Origin of the sequence: Escherichia sp. MOD1-EC5950 (genome assembly GCF_002965345.1) — a bacterium.
GTDB classification, from domain to species: Bacteria; Pseudomonadota; Gammaproteobacteria; order Enterobacterales; family Enterobacteriaceae; genus Escherichia; species Escherichia marmotae.
Genome location: NZ_PTSR01000009.1, coordinates 111012 through 126357 on the forward strand (window position 1 = coordinate 111012; position 15346 = coordinate 126357).

The 15346-nt window shown below is 52.1% G+C and carries 18 protein-coding genes; 6 read left to right on the plus strand and 12 right to left on the minus strand.

From position 1 onward, the window contains the following. Positions 1-42: 42 nt before the first annotated feature. On the plus strand, positions 43-888 hold the full coding sequence (gene sseA, locus BEA93_RS11975) for a 3-mercaptopyruvate sulfurtransferase (protein ID WP_000108593.1): 846 nt from the start codon (positions 43-45) through the stop codon (positions 886-888). Positions 889-1031: 143 nt separating this feature from the next. Then, positions 1032-1157 carry a small toxic inner membrane protein TimP gene (gene timP / locus BEA93_RS26090; RefSeq protein WP_242664687.1) on the plus strand — a complete coding sequence of 42 codons (126 nt, stop codon included), beginning with the start codon at positions 1032-1034 and terminating at the stop codon, positions 1155-1157. Positions 1158-1188: 31 nt separating this feature from the next. On the opposite strand, the gene sseB is transcribed toward timP, so the two are convergent. From sseB to trmJ, 11 genes are all read right to left on the minus strand, one after another. Beyond that, positions 1189-1965 carry an enhanced serine sensitivity protein SseB gene (gene sseB / locus BEA93_RS11980; RefSeq protein WP_010378943.1) on the minus strand — a complete coding sequence of 259 codons (777 nt, stop codon included), beginning with the start codon at positions 1963-1965 and terminating at the stop codon, positions 1189-1191. A gap of 207 nt (positions 1966-2172) precedes the next feature. Continuing rightward, positions 2173-3456: an aminopeptidase PepB gene (gene pepB / locus BEA93_RS11985; protein ID WP_061090348.1), complete on the minus strand. Its 1284-nt coding sequence runs from the start codon at positions 3454-3456 to the stop codon at positions 2173-2175. A 58-nt stretch (positions 3457-3514) separates the two neighbouring features. Further along, positions 3515-3715, minus strand: a complete 201-nt coding sequence (gene iscX / locus BEA93_RS11990; protein ID WP_000523616.1) for a Fe-S cluster assembly protein IscX — start codon at positions 3713-3715, stop codon at positions 3515-3517. Between the two features lie 11 nt (positions 3716-3726). After that, entirely contained in the window at positions 3727-4062 is a 336-nt protein-coding gene (gene fdx / locus BEA93_RS11995; protein WP_001124467.1) for an ISC system 2Fe-2S type ferredoxin, read from the minus strand. Between the two features lies 1 nt (position 4063). Beyond that, complete coding sequence (hscA, locus tag BEA93_RS12000; protein ID WP_001516878.1) at positions 4064-5914, minus strand: Fe-S protein assembly chaperone HscA; 1851 nt, start codon at positions 5912-5914, stop codon at positions 4064-4066. A 16-nt stretch (positions 5915-5930) separates the two neighbouring features. Continuing rightward, positions 5931-6446, minus strand: a complete 516-nt coding sequence (gene hscB, locus BEA93_RS12005) for a co-chaperone HscB (RefSeq protein WP_000384411.1) — start codon at positions 6444-6446, stop codon at positions 5931-5933. A 95-nt stretch (positions 6447-6541) separates the two neighbouring features. Further along, entirely contained in the window at positions 6542-6865 is a 324-nt protein-coding gene (gene iscA, locus BEA93_RS12010) for an iron-sulfur cluster assembly protein IscA (protein ID WP_000028953.1), read from the minus strand. Positions 6866-6881: 16 nt separating this feature from the next. Continuing rightward, positions 6882-7268 carry a Fe-S cluster assembly scaffold IscU gene (iscU, locus tag BEA93_RS12015; protein WP_000331707.1) on the minus strand — a complete coding sequence of 129 codons (387 nt, stop codon included), beginning with the start codon at positions 7266-7268 and terminating at the stop codon, positions 6882-6884. Positions 7269-7295: 27 nt separating this feature from the next. Then, positions 7296-8510, minus strand: coding sequence for a cysteine desulfurase (gene iscS / locus BEA93_RS12020; protein WP_105224811.1), 1215 nt, complete (start codon positions 8508-8510; stop codon positions 7296-7298). Positions 8511-8621: 111 nt separating this feature from the next. After that, positions 8622-9110: a Fe-S cluster assembly transcriptional regulator IscR gene (iscR, locus tag BEA93_RS12025; protein WP_001241357.1), complete on the minus strand. Its 489-nt coding sequence runs from the start codon at positions 9108-9110 to the stop codon at positions 8622-8624. A 270-nt stretch (positions 9111-9380) separates the two neighbouring features. Next, complete coding sequence (trmJ, locus tag BEA93_RS12030; protein WP_000940037.1) at positions 9381-10121, minus strand: tRNA (cytosine(32)/uridine(32)-2'-O)-methyltransferase TrmJ; 741 nt, start codon at positions 10119-10121, stop codon at positions 9381-9383. Between the two features lie 118 nt (positions 10122-10239). On the opposite strand from trmJ, the gene suhB reads away from it, so the two are divergent. The 3 genes from suhB to csiE all read left to right on the plus strand — a co-directional run bounded on the left by suhB (position 10240) and on the right by csiE (position 13507). Next, on the plus strand, positions 10240-11043 hold the full coding sequence (gene suhB, locus BEA93_RS12035; protein WP_000553448.1) for an inositol-1-monophosphatase: 804 nt from the start codon (positions 10240-10242) through the stop codon (positions 11041-11043). A 144-nt stretch (positions 11044-11187) separates the two neighbouring features. Next, the gene (locus BEA93_RS12040) at positions 11188-12036 is read left to right on the plus strand and encodes an alpha/beta hydrolase (protein WP_001516879.1); all 849 of its coding nucleotides are present in this window, start codon (positions 11188-11190) and stop codon (positions 12034-12036) included. 196 nt (positions 12037-12232) lie between these two features. Then, positions 12233-13507, plus strand: a complete 1275-nt coding sequence (csiE, locus tag BEA93_RS12045; protein ID WP_105224810.1) for a stationary phase inducible protein CsiE — start codon at positions 12233-12235, stop codon at positions 13505-13507. Here the strand turns inward: csiE and BEA93_RS12050 are convergent, their stop codons facing one another. Next, positions 13508-14647 carry a 3-phenylpropionate MFS transporter gene (locus BEA93_RS12050; protein ID WP_000244163.1) on the minus strand — a complete coding sequence of 380 codons (1140 nt, stop codon included), beginning with the start codon at positions 14645-14647 and terminating at the stop codon, positions 13508-13510. It lies immediately after the preceding gene. Between the two features lie 236 nt (positions 14648-14883). Between BEA93_RS12050 and BEA93_RS12055 the strand changes: the two genes are divergently transcribed. Beyond that, entirely contained in the window at positions 14884-15306 is a 423-nt protein-coding gene (locus BEA93_RS12055) for a DoxX family protein (protein WP_105224809.1), read from the plus strand. Positions 15307-15346: the final 40 nt, after the last annotated feature.

The following is a 15346-nucleotide window of genomic DNA, read 5'->3' on the forward strand; positions in this document are numbered from 1 at the left end:
ATCCGACAATTTAGCTTAACCCCGGCAAAAATGGAGATGCCTATGTCCACGACATGGTTTGTAGGAGCCGACTGGCTCGCTGAACATATAGATGATCCGGAAATTCAGATTATTGATGCCCGTATGGCACCGCCCGGACAGGAAGATCGTGACATTGCCCAGGAATATCTCAATGGACATATCCCCGGCGCAGTATTTTTCGATATCGAAGCACTTTCCGATCACACTTCCCCGCTTCCGCACATGCTGCCACGCCCGGAAACATTCGCAGTGGCAATGCGTGAACTGGGCGTTAATCAGGACAAACATCTGATTGTCTATGATGAAGGTAACCTTTTCTCTGCACCGCGCGCATGGTGGATGCTGCGCACTTTTGGCGTGGAGAAAGTGTCGATTCTGGGCGGTGGACTGGCGGGCTGGCAGCGCGATGGTCTTCTGTTAGAAGAGGGCGCGGTGGTATTGCCGGAAGGGGAGTTTAACACCGCGTTTAACCTGGAAGCCGTGGTGAAAGTGACCGATGTGTTATTGGCAAGCCATGAAAAAACGGCGCAAATTATTGATGCCCGACCGGCAGCGCGTTTTAATGCTGAAGTTGATGAACCTCGCCCAGGTTTACGTCGTGGGCATATTCCCGGCGCGCTGAATGTTCCGTGGACGGAGTTGGTGCGCGAAGGCGAACTGAAGACGACCGATGAACTGGATACAATATTTTTTGGACGCGGCGTCAGCTATGACAAACCAATTATTGTCAGTTGCGGTTCTGGCGTAACGGCAGCCGTCGTGTTGCTGGCACTCGCTACGCTGGATGTGCCAAACATAAAACTGTACGACGGTGCATGGAGTGAATGGGGGGCACGGGCAGATTTGCCGGTTGAGCCAGTGATATAAGCTTTTTATTGCTGGTCTGGTTCGCGGCCTTTCCAGCAGATTGACTTGTGTTGCATAAGCAACGCAGGTGCTTCACAGCGCTTGCTATCGCGGCAATATCGCCAGTGGTGCTGTCGTGATGCGGTCTTCGCATGGACCGCACAATGAAGATACGGTGCTTTTGTATCGTACTTATTGTTTCTGGTGCGCTGTTTTCCCAGGTAAATAATAACCGGAGTTTCTCTGGTAATAATTTACTGGTGGCTAACAACCTTCAGTGCAGCAAGTAAGCCCGAATGCCGCCCTTTGGGGCGGCATATTTTATATTATCCGATTCTGTTTAAAATCACGCAGGAATCCACCCCAGCGACGTTCATAGAATGGCGCAATATGTTCGGTAATAAAGTGGCTAATTCCTTTTTCCCCTTTTTTCACCTGACAAATATCGATAGGTTCATCGCCCGGTAACGTATCGGTCGCCACGCTTCCCGCCGCCTGAATAATTTCTTCGATATCGCCATCTGCTTCAATACCAATAAGCAAATTAGGTTGTGCCTCTTCGCTTTCTTTAATTGAACAAATAAAAGCGCGCTTCACCGGCTTAATGGTTTTAAATAAGGTGGTGAGCGAATCAATCATTTGTGCTGGCGGCTCTGCGACTTCCGATAATATCAGCGACTCGCCACCTTCCAGCACTTCCTGACTGCTCAGTGGGTTTCCCTCTTCACCGATCAGCAAACTGATTTCACGCGGCATAAACTCTTTGCCGGTGGGCAGTTTTGCATTAAGGAAGAGCGTTTCACCAAGGGTCATCTCAAACAGCGTACGAACGGGCATCACGACAAATGCTTGTTCGTCTTCAACCGCCTGTTGAAGTGCTTCTAACGAGGTGAAAAAAGGAATGACGCTGGTGCCATCTTCTTTTTCCCAGTGCTGTAAATCAAGTGCACTATCTTCAGCTACTGCCTCGCCCTGCGCCGCTGTACCCGGCACCCAGACAGTGGATTCCAGTAGAGTACGGAAAAAGGCCGGACGGTGTGCCGGTTCGGTTGCTGCTTTTTCCAGCAGGTCTTCAAGTTCATTTTTTGTTTCGGACATAAGAACCACAAATCATTCAACGTTCTGGGCGCAAGTGCCTGATGCGCTACGCTTATCAGGCCTACAAGTGAATCGCAATTTGTTGAATTTGCAATACTTTGTAGGCTGGATAAGGCGTTTACGCCGCATCCAGCATGAACAAATGCACTTTGCCAACGGTCTGATAAAAAAACCGGATGTGGCTTGAACCGCATCCGGCATAAAAGATTACGCAGTTAACAGATTGGCAATCGTGCGCACACCCAGCCCGGTCGCGCCCGCAGACCACTGCTCAACCGGCGCTTTACGGTAAGTCGCTGAGCAGTCAATGTGCAGCCAACCTTGCTGATAGTTCTCAACAAAGTGCGACAGGAAGCCCGCCGCCGTACTCGCCCCTGCCGGATAAGCCGCGCTTCCGGTATTGTTAAGTTCGGCAAAGTTTGACGGTAACTGGTTACGATGGAACTCCGCCAGTGGCAGACGCCAGAATGGTTCATTCTCCTGCGCGGCACTCGTCAGCAAACGCCCTGCCAGCGCATCGTCAAAACTGAACAGTGCGTGATAATCATTACCCAGCGCGGTTTTCGCCGCTCCGGTCAGGGTCGCAGCATCAATAATCAGTTCCGGTTTCTGCGCGCTGGCATCAATCAGGCCATCTGCCAGCACCAGTCGCCCTTCCGCATCGGTGTTCATCACTTCGACTTTTTTACCGTTGCGATAGGTGATGATATCGCCCAGTTTGAACGCGTTGCCGCTGATCAGGTTATCCGCACAGCAGAGGAACAGTTTCACGCGTTTATTCAGACCGCGCGTAATAGCAAATGCCAGCGCTCCGGTAACCGTTGCAGCACCGCCCATATCGGACTTCATCGAGTCCATAAACGCGGTCTGTTTGATACTGTAACCGCCGGAATCAAAGGTGATGCCTTTGCCTACCAGGCAAGCGTATACCGGCGCTTCTTTATCGCCCGTTGGGTTATAGTCCAGCGCCAGCAATACCGGGGAACGTTCTGATCCGCGTCCAACAGTGTGCAGCCCCATATAACCCTGCTCGCGCAGATCTTCGCCTTTAGTGATCCGGTAAGTCACACGATCGCCCGCAACGTTGCTGATCAGATCAACAGCACGCTGCGCCAGTTGTGATGGCCCCAGTTCTTCAGCCGGTGCGTTGATGGTGTCACGCACCCAGTCGATGATCATCAGGCGGTTATCCAGTTCCTGGCGTTGTGCATCGTCCAACTCCGGCCACTCGACTTTATGCGTACCTTTAGGCGCTTTGTAACCCTGCCAGAACGCCCAGCAACGATCCACATCCCAGCCTTCACCACTTAACTGGACATGCTTAATGCCCAGACCGTCAATCTTGCGCGCCGCACGCTGGATCAGCCCCAAATCGTCAGCCCCGGTCAGGTGCAGGGTAATGCCATCATTATTAATGCTGTAAGTCGCTTTTTCTCCCCAACGCGCATCAGCAGGTTGGGAAGAAAGGGTAATTTTCATCGCTTCTGTCATTTTAGTTATCCTTATTTGTTTAACAGCAAAACGGGCTACCCCCAGGCAGCCCGTTTATTCACTCAGCTTCGTCCAGCCAGACTAACAAAATCGCTTCGAGGATTTTCTCGTTAGATGCCTGCGGGTCGTCGTCGAAATCTTCCAGATCGCAAATCCACTGATGCATATCGGTGAATCGAACCGTTTTCGGGTCGAGATCGGGATACGCATCGTACAGTGCTTCGCCAATTTCGCGGCTATCGGTCCACTTAAGTCCCATACTAACCTCTGTTAATGCTCACGCGCATGGTTGATAGTGTAACGCGGAATTTCGACCACTAAATCTTCATCGGTGACGCGCGCCTGGCAGCTTAAACGGCTTTCCGGCTCCAGCCCCCAGGCTTTGTCCAGCATGTCGTCTTCCTGCTCAGAGCTTTCCGGCAACGAGTCAAAACCTTCACGAACGATACAGTGGCAGGTGGTGCAAGCGCAGGATTTTTCACAGGCGTGTTCAATCTCGATGCCGTTACGCAGCGCAGCGTCGAGAATGGTTTCACCGCTCTTAGCTTCCAGAACAGCACCATCAGGGCAGAGATCCTGATGAGGCAAAATAACAATCTTTGGCATATTAAACCTCGTCCACGGAATGGCCTTTCAGCGCACGACGAACCGACTGGTCCATGCGGCGAGCGGCGAAATCCTGGGTTTGTTTGTCTACGTTTTTAATCGCTTGTTCAATGGCGTCAACATCATCGCCCTGCGCTACTTCACTCAGGTGAGCAGCGGCATCGTCGATGACCTGACGTTCTGCGGTGCTTAACAGCGCGGCATCCGCAGCCAGCGCGCCGTTCAGACTTTCCAGTACGCGCGCCGCTTCGACTTTTTGTTCAGCCAGCATACGGGCTTTTACGTCCTGCTCGGCATAGCTCATTGAGTCTTTAATCATTGAGGCGATTTCGCTGTCGGTCAGACCATAAGAAGGTTTGACCTGAATAGACGCCTCAACGCCGGTGGATTTCTCCATCGCCGTCACACTTAAAAGACCGTCGGCATCGACCTGGAACGTTACGCGAATATGCGCACCGCCAGCCGGTAACGCCGGGATCCCACGCAGCGCAAAACGTGCCAACGAGCGGCAATCCTGCACCAGTTCACGCTCACCCTGCATAACATGGATAGACATTGCCGTCTGACCATCTTTAAAGGTGGTGAAATCCTGGGCGCGGGCCACCGGAATGGTGGTATTACGTGGGATCACTTTCTCCACCAGGCCGCCCATAGTCTCAAGGCCCAGCGACAGGGGGATCACGTCGAGCAGCAGCATTTCACTGTCCGGCTTGTTACCCACCAGAATATCAGCCTGAATCGCCGCGCCAATGGCGACAACTTTATCCGGGTCGATGGAGGTCAGTGGCGGACGACCGAAAAATTCGCCCACCCGTTCACGCACCAACGGCACACGGGTAGAACCGCCAACCATCACCACTTCCAGAACTTCATCAGCCTCAACGCCCGCGTCTTTCAGCGCGCGACGACAGGCCAGTAAGGTTCGTTTAACCAGTGGTGCGATCAGTTCGTTGAATTGTTGACGGCTGATTTCGCCCTGCCAGCCCGCAACATTAACAGTCACGGAATCGGCATCGCTCAGAGCGATTTTGGCCGCAATGGCGGCATCCAGCAGTTCACGCTGAACGCGGTTATCGCTACGGTCAGGAATGCCCGCCTGCTCGCGAATGTAATCCGCCAGCAGATGGTCGAAGTCATCACCACCGAGCGCAGAATCACCGCCGGTCGCCAGCACTTCAAACACGCCGCGACTTAAACGTAGAATGGAAATATCAAAAGTCCCGCCGCCGAGGTCATAAACGGCAATCACACCTTCCTGACCGGAATCCAGCCCGTAGGCGATAGCCGCAGCGGTCGGTTCGTTGAGCAAGCGCAGGACATGCAGGCCAGCCAGACGCGCTGCGTCTTTGGTGCCCTGACGCTGGGCATCGTCAAAGTACGCCGGAACGGTGATAACCACACCATCCAGCTCGCCTGCCAGGGCTTCAGTTGCCCGTGCTGCCAGTGCTTTGAGGATGTCCGCAGAAACGCGCACCGGGTTCAGCAGTCCCGCCGCCGTTTCAATCATCGGCAGACCATTCTCGCTGGCCTGGAATTGATAAGGCAGATGCGGATAGCGTTGCTGGATATCAGCCAGCGAGCGCCCCATCAGGCGTTTAACAGAACTAATGGTGTTGGCTGTGTCAAGCGCTGCATTAGTACGCGCGTCATACCCCACCGAATGCCCTTGCTGTTGATAGTGAACAACAGACGGCAGCAGGTGACGGCCTTCATGGTCGGCTAACGTTTCGGCCTGACCGCTGCGTACTGTCGCCACCAGCGAGTTGGTTGTGCCCAGGTCAATACCGGCCGCCAGACGACGCTGATGCGGCGCAGCACTCAAACCAGGTTCACTAATTTGTAATAAGGCCATGTTTAGCTTCCAGAAATTAAAAATCGAGCAGTTTTTCTTCGAGTTGTTCGGCACTGCTTCGCAGTTTATCGAGAAAACGCAGCTTACGCACGGTATCCGCCGCCGCGTCCCACGCCTCGTTGTCTAACTGTTCAACCATCAACTGATGGCGGGTATCAAACATCTTTTTGACGCGTTTGATAAAGCTTTCCAGCCGCGCTTCGTCTTTCGCCTGTTCGATCTCGTCCAGCTCCTCGCGCAGCTCCAGTTGTTCCATCAGGAACGCGGTGTCGCGCACTGTATGCTGCTCGCTGGCAAGATCAAAACCGTGCAGCGAAAGCAGGTATTCTGCCCGCATCAATGGATGACGCAGCGTTTGCCATGCCTGGTTAATGGTTGCGGATTGCTGGACGGCGGCGAGTTGTTCCGCCTGGCTTCCGCTGGCGAATTTATCAGGATGATACTGACGTTGTAGATCCTGAAAACGCAGGCTCAATGCCTGGGTATCGAGTTGATAACGGGCAGGCAAGCCAAAGAGGGTGAAGTAATCCATAACATTCTCAGGGCTGCGATCCGCCGCAATGACGGCGAATCAGGTAAAACAAACCCCACGCGCAGGCGACCACGGTGGGGTTATCGGTATGCGCATCAGACGTGGAAGCTTTCGCCGCAACCACATTCATCTTTTACGTTCGGGTTGGTGAATTTAAACCCTTCGTTCAGGCCTTCTTTTACGAAGTCCAGTTGCGTACCGTCCAGAAATTGCAGGCTTTTGCCATCGACCACGACTTTCACGCCTTTGTCTTCAAACACGATGTCTTCCGGCGTCGGTTCGTCAACAAATTCCAGTACATACGCCATACCTGAACACCCAGAGGTTCTCACACCCAGACGCAGGCCAAACCCTTTACCGCGGTTAGCCAGAAAGGTATTTACTCGCGCTGCTGCACTGTCGCTCAGTGTAATCGACATAACCAAACCTCAACTCTTATTTTGCTTCACGTTTGCTTTTATAGTCCGCAATGGCGGCTTTGATCGCGTCTTCTGCCAGAATAGAACAGTGAATTTTCACCGGTGGCAGTTCAAGTTCTTCAGCAATATCGGTGTTTTTGATCGCCTGTGCTTCGTCGAGAGATTTCCCTTTCACCCATTCGGTCACCAGAGAACTGGAAGCGATAGCGGAACCGCAGCCGTAAGTTTTAAAACGCGCGTCTTCAATGATACCTTCATCGTTGACTTTAATCTGCAACTTCATCACGTCGCCACAGGCTGGTGCACCCACCATGCCGCTGCCCACGTTTTCGTCGTTGTTGTCGAAGGAACCCACGTTACGCGGATTCTCGTAATGGTCGATAACTTTTTCGCTGTAAGCCATTATAAATTCTCCTGATTCCGATACCGATTAATGATGAGCCCATTCGATGCTGTTCAGATCCACGCCCTGCTTGTACATTTCCCACAGCGGAGAAAGGTCACGCAGACGACCGATGGATTTACGAACTAACTCGATGGTGTAGTCGATCTCTTCTTCAGTAGTAAAACGACCTAAAGAGAAACGGATAGAGCTATGTGCCAGCTCGTCGTTCAGCCCCAGCGCACGCAGCACGTAGGACGGTTCGAGACTTGCCGACGTACAGGCGGAACCTGAAGAAACCGCGAGGTCTTTCAGCGCCATAATCAGCGACTCACCTTCAACGTAGTTAAAGCTGACGTTGAGAATGTTCGGCGCACCGTGTTCCAGGTCACCGTTCAGGTAAACTTCTTCGATATCTTTGATGCCGTTCCACAGACGGTTACGCAGGCCGCGCAGACGTTCCATCTCGGTCGCCATCTCTTCTTTTGCGATGCGATAGGCTTCGCCCATACCCACGATCTGGTGAACCGGCAGTGTACCGGAACGCATACCGCGCTCGTGACCGCCGCCGTGCATTTGCGCTTCAATGCGCACGCGTGGTTTACGACGCACATACAGCGCGCCAATACCTTTCGGACCGTAGATTTTGTGACCGGAGAAAGACATCAGGTCAACTTTCAACTGGCTCAGGTCGATAGGCAGTTTACCCACGCTCTGGGTTGCATCAACGTGATAGATAATGCCACGGGCACGGCACATTTCACCGATAGCCGCGATATCCTGTACCACGCCGATTTCGTTATTCACGTGCATGATAGAAACGAAGATGGTGTCATCACGCATCGCCGCTTCGAGTTCTTTCAGATCGATAATCCCGTTACGCTGCGGCGCCAGGTAGGTGACTTCAAAACCTTCACGCTCAAGCTGACGGCAGGTGTCCAGTACCGCTTTGTGTTCGGTTTTGCTGGTGATGATGTGCTTGCCTTTTTTCTGATAAAAATTGGCTGCACCTTTAATTGCCAGGTTGTCAGATTCGGTTGCGCCAGAGGTAAAGACGATTTCACGCGGGTCAGCACCGACCAGATCGGCAATCTGATTACGGGCGATATCTACTGCTTCTTCAGCCTGCCAGCCGAAACGGTGAGAACGGGAGGCCGGGTTACCAAAGGTTCCGTCCATCGTCATAAACTGCATCATTTTCTCGGCAACACGCGGGTCCACCGGCGTGGTTGCGGAGTAATCGAGATAAATCGGTAATTTCATTGCTCTATAAACTCCGTACATCACTCAATGCAAGGAATCAGGCTACCGGCTGGATGTACGACCGTGTTTACGAAGTGATAAACACTCCGGCCTGACTCTGAATTCTTTTTATTAAGCGCGTAACTTAACGTCGATCGCGTCTTGTGTGCGGGTACGTGGCGCGTCGTGAGTATGTTGACGACCAGACACATCCAGCACTTCCTGGTTATTGACCAGTTCGCCTAAAGTAATGTTGTTGAGAAAACCGGTGAGACGGTCGCTCAAATCACGCCACAGCGCGTGGGTCAGGCATTTATCGCCGCCCTGGCAGCCGCCTTTACCCTGACAACGGGTGGCATCTACAGATTCGTCAACGGCGCTAATCACTTCACCAACGGCGATGCTGCTGGCATCTTTGCCCAACAGATAACCACCGCCAGGTCCACGTACGCTGGAAACCAGACCATTTTTACGCAGACGGGAAAACAGTTGTTCCAGATAAGAAAGGGAAATTCCCTGACGTTCAGAAATATCAGCCAACGGAACCGGGCCTGCTTCGGAGTTGAGCGCAACGTCCAGCATTGCGGTCACGGCATAGCGCCCTTTAGATGTCAGTCTCATGTCTTACTTCACCTCAAACTCGCCCCTGCCCGGGGTTTTTTATTGTAAAAGTGGGGGTATTGCATAGCAGGGTCAAGTCTGACATTCCCGAGTAAATTGGTCAACTATTTACTTGACTGATTTAGTCAGGTATTTAGCCTTCAGTGCCATTTTCTTATCGTGGCATTTGTACCTGTTGTCGGATGCGGCGTAAACGCCTTATCCGACCTACGGTTCCGTGCACTTGTAAGCCTGATAAGACGCGTTAAGCGTCGCATCAGGCAATGACTGTTATTCGGCCTTGTTGCCTTTATTCTGCTGCTCAATAGAAGCCAGAATCCCACGCAGGATATTTAACTCCTGACTTTCCGGACGCGCACGCGTAAACAGACGACGCAATTTATTCATCACCTGCCCCGGATGGTTTTCACGAATAAAACCGGTTGCCAGCAACGTTTGCTCCAGATGACCGTAAAAACGTTCCAGATCATCCACCAGCGGATACGGCGTCTCTGCATGCTCAACCTGCTCGCCGTTTTCCTGGGTCGCCAGCCAGGCCATACGCACTTCATAGGCGATAACCTGTACTGCCATCGCCAGGTTCAGCGAGCTGTATTCCGGGTTCGCAGCAATCGCGACATGATAATGGCATTTCTGCAGCTCTTCATTGGTCAAGCCGACGCGCTCGCGACCAAAGACCAGCGCCACCGGCGTGTTTGCCGCTTCAGCGACGCTTTTCAAACCGCATTCGCGCGGGTCGAGCATCGGCCACGGCAGCGTACGGGAACGCGCGCTGGTGCCAACGACCAGGCTACAACCAGCCAACGCTTCGTCGAGTGTATCGACAATCTGCGCATTACCAATCACATCACTGGCTCCCGCTGCCAACGCGATCGCCTGGGAGTCAGGTTTCACCAGAGGATTAACCAGCCACAGATTGGTTAATCCCATTGTTTTCATGGCTCGGGCAACAGAACCCATATTGCCGGTGTGTGACGTCTCCACCAGCACAATTCGAATATTTTGCAGCATTGTCTTTCTTCGTCTAAAGATTATTCGCGCATCTTATCATAAAACGAAGACAGATGCCGATCTCGCTGCTATACTCTGCGCCGTTTTCCCGTTCTTTAACATCCAGTGAGAGAGACCGATGCATCCGATGCTGAACATCGCCGTGCGCGCAGCGCGCAAGGCGGGTAATTTAATTGCCAAAAACTATGAAACCCCGGACGCTGTAGAAGCGAGCCAGAAAGGCAGCAACGATTTCGTGACCAACGTAGATAAAGCTGCCGAAGCGGTGATTATCGACACGATTCGTAAATCTTACCCGCAGCACACCATCATCACCGAAGAAAGCGGTGAACTTGAAGGTACTGATCAGGATGTTCAATGGGTTATCGATCCACTGGATGGCACCACCAACTTTATCAAACGTCTGCCGCATTTCGCGGTATCTATCGCTGTTCGCATCAAAGGCCGCACCGAAGTTGCTGTGGTTTACGATCCTATGCGTAACGAACTGTTCACCGCGACTCGCGGTCAGGGCGCACAACTGAACGGCTACCGTCTGCGTGGCAGCACCGCTCGCGATCTCGACGGTACTATTCTGGCGACCGGCTTCCCGTTCAAAGCAAAACAGTACGCCACCACCTACATTAACATCGTCGGCAAACTATTCAACGAATGTGCTGACTTCCGTCGTACTGGTTCTGCGGCACTGGATCTGGCTTATGTCGCTGCTGGTCGCGTTGACGGTTTCTTTGAAATCGGTCTGCGTCCGTGGGACTTCGCCGCAGGCGAACTGCTGGTTCGTGAAGCTGGTGGTATCGTCAGCGACTTCACTGGTGGTCATAACTACATACTGACCGGTAACATCGTTGCGGGTAACCCACGCGTAGTAAAAGCCATGCTGTCAAACATGCGTGACGAGTTAAGCGACGCACTGAAGCGTTAATTTCTCTGGCGGGTGATTTCTCTCACCCGCCCTCGCCTTTCAGGCGCTATTCCAAAATACTTTCTCGCCGCTTTACTTTCCCTCACCGCTCTCCCACCATCTTTCCCCGATTAATGGATTACAAAAAAGTCGCAAGGAAAGGTTATGGTCCTGCCAGTAAACAAGCGCGTTTTCAAGATTCTGTTTATTCTCTTTGTTGTTGCCGTCTGCGTTTATTTAGTGCCGCGCGTCGCTATCAATTTTTTCTATTATCCTGATAACAAAATTTATGGCCCTGACCCCTGGTCAGCAGAATCCGTAGAGTTTACCGCTGAAGATGGCACACGCCTGCAAGGCTGGTTTATTCCGTCATCGACTGGCCCCGCTGAAAATGCCATCGCTACGGTGATCCATGCTCATGGCAATGCCGGAAATATGTCTGCACATTGGCCACTGGTCAGTTGGTTACCCGAACGCAATTTCAACGTGTTTATGTTTGATTATCGTGGGTTTGGTAAGTCTAAAGGAACGCCTTCGCAAGCCGGATTACTGGACGATACACTGAGCGCCATCAACGTGGTGCGCCATCGCAGTGATGTAAACCCGCAGCGACTGGTACTGTTTGGTCAGAGTATTGGCGGTGCGAATATTCTTGATGTTATTGGTCAGGGCAATCGTGAGGGCATCCGCGCGGTGATCCTCGACTCCACATTTGCCTCTTACTCAACCATCGCCAACCAGATGATCCCCGGCAGTGGTTACTTACTTGATGAAAGTTACAGCGGTGAAAATTACATTGCCAGCGTCAGCCCCATTCCGCTTTTACTGATTCACGGCAAAGCCGATCACGTTATCCCCTGGCAGCACAGTGAAAAGTTATATGCTCTGGCGAAAGAGCCAAAACGGCTGATTCTGATCCCCGATGGCGAACACATTGACGCTTTTTCCGATCGTCATGGTGATGTTTATCGCGAACAAGCGGTAGATTTTATCCTCAATACGTTAAGCCCGTAGAATTAACCTTAAGATTAAAACCCGATAAAACAGCATGAAATCACCTTAAGACATGGCATTCAACTGGCCATTGCTGTTTATATCGATAAAAATTCTGTGACGCCTGCCCGCATTTCTGATAAATAGCGTTCCATTCACCATTTCCCTAAGCAAACTTTAGCTATCCTTATCAATTATGCTTATGGGAGATCAACAGATGATGTCTACACTTGCTCCACCATCTGCCCTTTCTGCTCCCCAGCGCCGCTGCCAGATCTTGTTAACGCTATTTCAGCCGGGGTTGACCGCCACCACGGCAACGTTTAGCGAGCTTAATGGTGTGGATGATGATATTGCCAGTTTTGATATCAGCGAAACAGGACGGGAGATCCTGCGCTATCATCAACTCACGCTCACTACTGGTTATGACGGTAGCTACCGGATTGAAGGTACAGTACTTAATCAACGTTTATGTTTATTTCACTGGCTACGACGCGGTTTCCGTTTATGCCCGTCATTTATCACCGGTCGTTTCGCCCCTGCCATAAAGGAAGAATTGAAGCGTCGGGGGATTGCTCGCAACTTTTACGACGATACCAACCTACAAGCTTTAGTTAATCTGTGTTCGCGACGATTGCAAAAATGCTTTGAAGCTCGTGATATTCATTTTCTGTGCCTGTATCTGCAATATTGCCTGCTACAACATCATGCCGGGATCACGCCACAATTTAACCCACAGCAACGTCGATGGGCTGAATCCTGCCTTGAATTTCAGATAGCACAAGAAATTGGCCGCCACTGGCAACGCCGGGCGCGCCAGCCTGTACCACCAGATGAACCGTTGTTTATGGCATTGCTCTTTTCCATGTTGCGGGTTCCCAATCCGCTGCAGGATACCCATCAGCGCGATCGGCAATTGCGTCAGGCTATTGTCCGTCTGGTACAACATTTTCGTGAGCTGGGAAATGTCCGTTTCTATGATGAACAGGGGTTATGCGATCAGCTTTATACTCATCTCGCTCAGGCATTACGCCGCAGTTTGTTTGCCATCGGTATTGATAACACCTTGCCAGAAGAGTTCAGCCGACTTTACCCACGCCTGGTTCGTACAACCCGCGCGGCGCTGGCCGGGTTTGAAAGTGAATACAATGTCCGTTTTTCCGATGAGGAAAGTGGTCTGGTGGCGGTGATTTTCGGCGCATGGCTGATGCAAGCAAATGAAGTTAACGAAAAACAGATTGTTTTACTGACGGACAATGACAGTGAAAGAGAAGCAAGTATTGAGCAACAATTGCGCGAAATTACGCTACTGCCGCTCAATATTAAACATATATCGGTGAAGGCCTTTTTACGAAATGGCGCACCGAGAAACGCTGTGCTGATTATTGCACCTTATACCATCCCGTTACCGCTCTTTTCGCCGCCGCTGATTCATACGAATCAGACCCTGACCGCACACCAACAGGAGCAGATCCGTAAAATGCTGGAATAATCAGCATGAGGGAACCACTTTTGGGCGCAGAAACATTGCCGGAAGCGCCACCAATGCCATCACCCAGAACACGCCGTGCCCCAGATATTGATACAAGAATCCGGCGAAGACGGTCATGATAGCGATACTGCCGCCCATCGCGACGGCAGAGTAAACCGCCTGCAAACGGATCACCTCACTACCCTGACGAGCGGCGATATAGCGCATGGCGGCCAGGTGGCACACGGTAAAAGTGCCGCAATGCAGGATCTGCACCAATATCAACCACGGTAACTCAGTGGTTGCCCCCATAATGCTCCAACGCGCCACTCCGCAAATCGCTGAGATCAACAACATATCGCGAGCGCTACAGCGACGGAAAAGTTTGTTACTCAGCGCAAAGATGATCACTTCCGCCACCACCCCAAGTGACCACAAATAGCCCACCGCCGAAGCCGAGTAACCCGCTGCCTGCCAGTAAATGGCGCTAAAACCGTAATACGCCGCGTGCGCTCCCTGCAATAGACAAACACAAGCCAGAAAGCGCCAGTTCTGGCGAACCAGCGCCAGCCAGGCCGGCCATCCCGTGCTCTCCTGCTGGCGGCTTACCCCTTGTGGTTGAATGGTCGGGCGAATGAGAAAACCAAGTAGCATGGATGCCACGCCCAGCGTCAACATTGCGAGGATCACCCGATAATCAAACACCGTGACCAGTTTGCCCGTCAGCGCCGAACCAATGACAAATGCCACCGAGCCCCACAGCCGCACTTTGCCGTAATCAAGCGGAAACTGCTTTTGCCAGGTATTCGCCAGCGCGTCAGTCAACGGCACCAGCGGTGAGAAAAAGAGGTTAAAACCGACCATTACCACCATTAGCCACGCGACATGCGCGCCAGCCCAGAAGGCAACGGCAAACAGCAGCGTCAGCAACGCCAGCACCCGCAGCGCGGAAATCAGACGAGAAGGATCGCTGACGCGGGGCGCGATTATCAAACTACCGAGAAAACGGGCAACCAGACCGGCCCCTAACAACAGACCGATGGTTTCTGGCGTTAAGCCAATCCCCTCAAGCCAGACGCTCCAGAAAGGTAGAAAAATGCCGTAGCTAAAAAAGTACGTGAAATAACCGAGCGCCAGCCAGCGCGTGGATTGCAAAACCATGAGTCCCTCCCGTCAGGAGGCGTTAGTCTGGAGTTAATCGAATGTTGTTGCAAGTTGGAAAATAAGAATATTCGAGCGAGCTTCCCGGCATGAAGCAGCAAGCACATTGTCAGCGACCTGCGCTATGCCGTTATAGCAAACCAGGATAATTAGCGAATATCTCAACGCCTGGGGCGTGGCGAGGTGCCAGAGTGTGTATTACGTTTAAATCACATCTTTTTGCAAAGGGATTGGTTATGAACACACTACGTTATTTTGATTTTGGCGCAGCCCGCCCCGTTTTGTTATTAATTGCCCGTATTGCCATCATCTTAATTTTCATTATTTTTGGTTTTCCCAAAATGATGGGCTTTGACGGTACGGTCCAATATATGGCCTCGCTGGGCGCGCCAATGCCGATGCTGGCGGCAATTATTGCGGTAGTTATGGAAGTGCCTGCCGCGATATTAATCGTGCTTGGTTTTTTCACTCGTCCGCTGGCGGTGCTGTTTATTTTCTACACGCTGGGTACAGCGGTGATTGGCCATCATTACTGGGATATGACGGGGGATGAGGTCGGGCCAAATATGATTAATTTCTGGAAAAATGTCAGTATTGCAGGCGCATTCCTGCTGCTGGCGATTACCGGACCGGGGGCGATCTCTCTCGATCGGCGTTAAAAACATGCCGGATGCGGCGTGAACGCCTTATCCGGCCTAC

Bases quoted from the DNA above. Each gene is read 5' to 3' on its own strand.
- sseA (WP_000108593.1), top strand. From the start codon at position 43: ATGTCCACGACATGGTTTGTAGGAGCCGACTGGCTCGCTGAACATATA.
- timP (WP_242664687.1), top strand. From the start codon at position 1,032: ATGAAGATACGGTGCTTTTGTATCGTACTTATTGTTTCTGGTGCGCTG.
- sseB (WP_010378943.1), bottom strand. From the start codon at position 1,965: ATGTCCGAAACAAAAAATGAACTTGAAGACCTGCTGGAAAAAGCAGCA.
- pepB (WP_061090348.1), bottom strand. From the start codon at position 3,456: ATGACAGAAGCGATGAAAATTACCCTTTCTTCCCAACCTGCTGATGCG.
- iscX (WP_000523616.1), bottom strand. From the start codon at position 3,715: ATGGGACTTAAGTGGACCGATAGCCGCGAAATTGGCGAAGCACTGTAC.
- fdx (WP_001124467.1), bottom strand. From the start codon at position 4,062: ATGCCAAAGATTGTTATTTTGCCTCATCAGGATCTCTGCCCTGATGGT.
- hscA (WP_001516878.1), bottom strand. From the start codon at position 5,914: ATGGCCTTATTACAAATTAGTGAACCTGGTTTGAGTGCTGCGCCGCAT.
- hscB (WP_000384411.1), bottom strand. From the start codon at position 6,446: ATGGATTACTTCACCCTCTTTGGCTTGCCTGCCCGTTATCAACTCGAT.
- iscA (WP_000028953.1), bottom strand. From the start codon at position 6,865: ATGTCGATTACACTGAGCGACAGTGCAGCAGCGCGAGTAAATACCTTT.
- iscU (WP_000331707.1), bottom strand. From the start codon at position 7,268: ATGGCTTACAGCGAAAAAGTTATCGACCATTACGAGAATCCGCGTAAC.
- iscS (WP_105224811.1), bottom strand. From the start codon at position 8,510: ATGAAATTACCGATTTATCTCGATTACTCCGCAACCACGCCGGTGGAC.
- iscR (WP_001241357.1), bottom strand. From the start codon at position 9,110: ATGAGACTGACATCTAAAGGGCGCTATGCCGTGACCGCAATGCTGGAC.
- trmJ (WP_000940037.1), bottom strand. From the start codon at position 10,121: ATGCTGCAAAATATTCGAATTGTGCTGGTGGAGACGTCACACACCGGC.
- suhB (WP_000553448.1), top strand. From the start codon at position 10,240: ATGCATCCGATGCTGAACATCGCCGTGCGCGCAGCGCGCAAGGCGGGT.
- BEA93_RS12040 (WP_001516879.1), top strand. From the start codon at position 11,188: ATGGTCCTGCCAGTAAACAAGCGCGTTTTCAAGATTCTGTTTATTCTC.
- csiE (WP_105224810.1), top strand. From the start codon at position 12,233: ATGATGTCTACACTTGCTCCACCATCTGCCCTTTCTGCTCCCCAGCGC.
- BEA93_RS12050 (WP_000244163.1), bottom strand. From the start codon at position 14,647: ATGGTTTTGCAATCCACGCGCTGGCTGGCGCTCGGTTATTTCACGTAC.
- BEA93_RS12055 (WP_105224809.1), top strand. From the start codon at position 14,884: ATGAACACACTACGTTATTTTGATTTTGGCGCAGCCCGCCCCGTTTTG.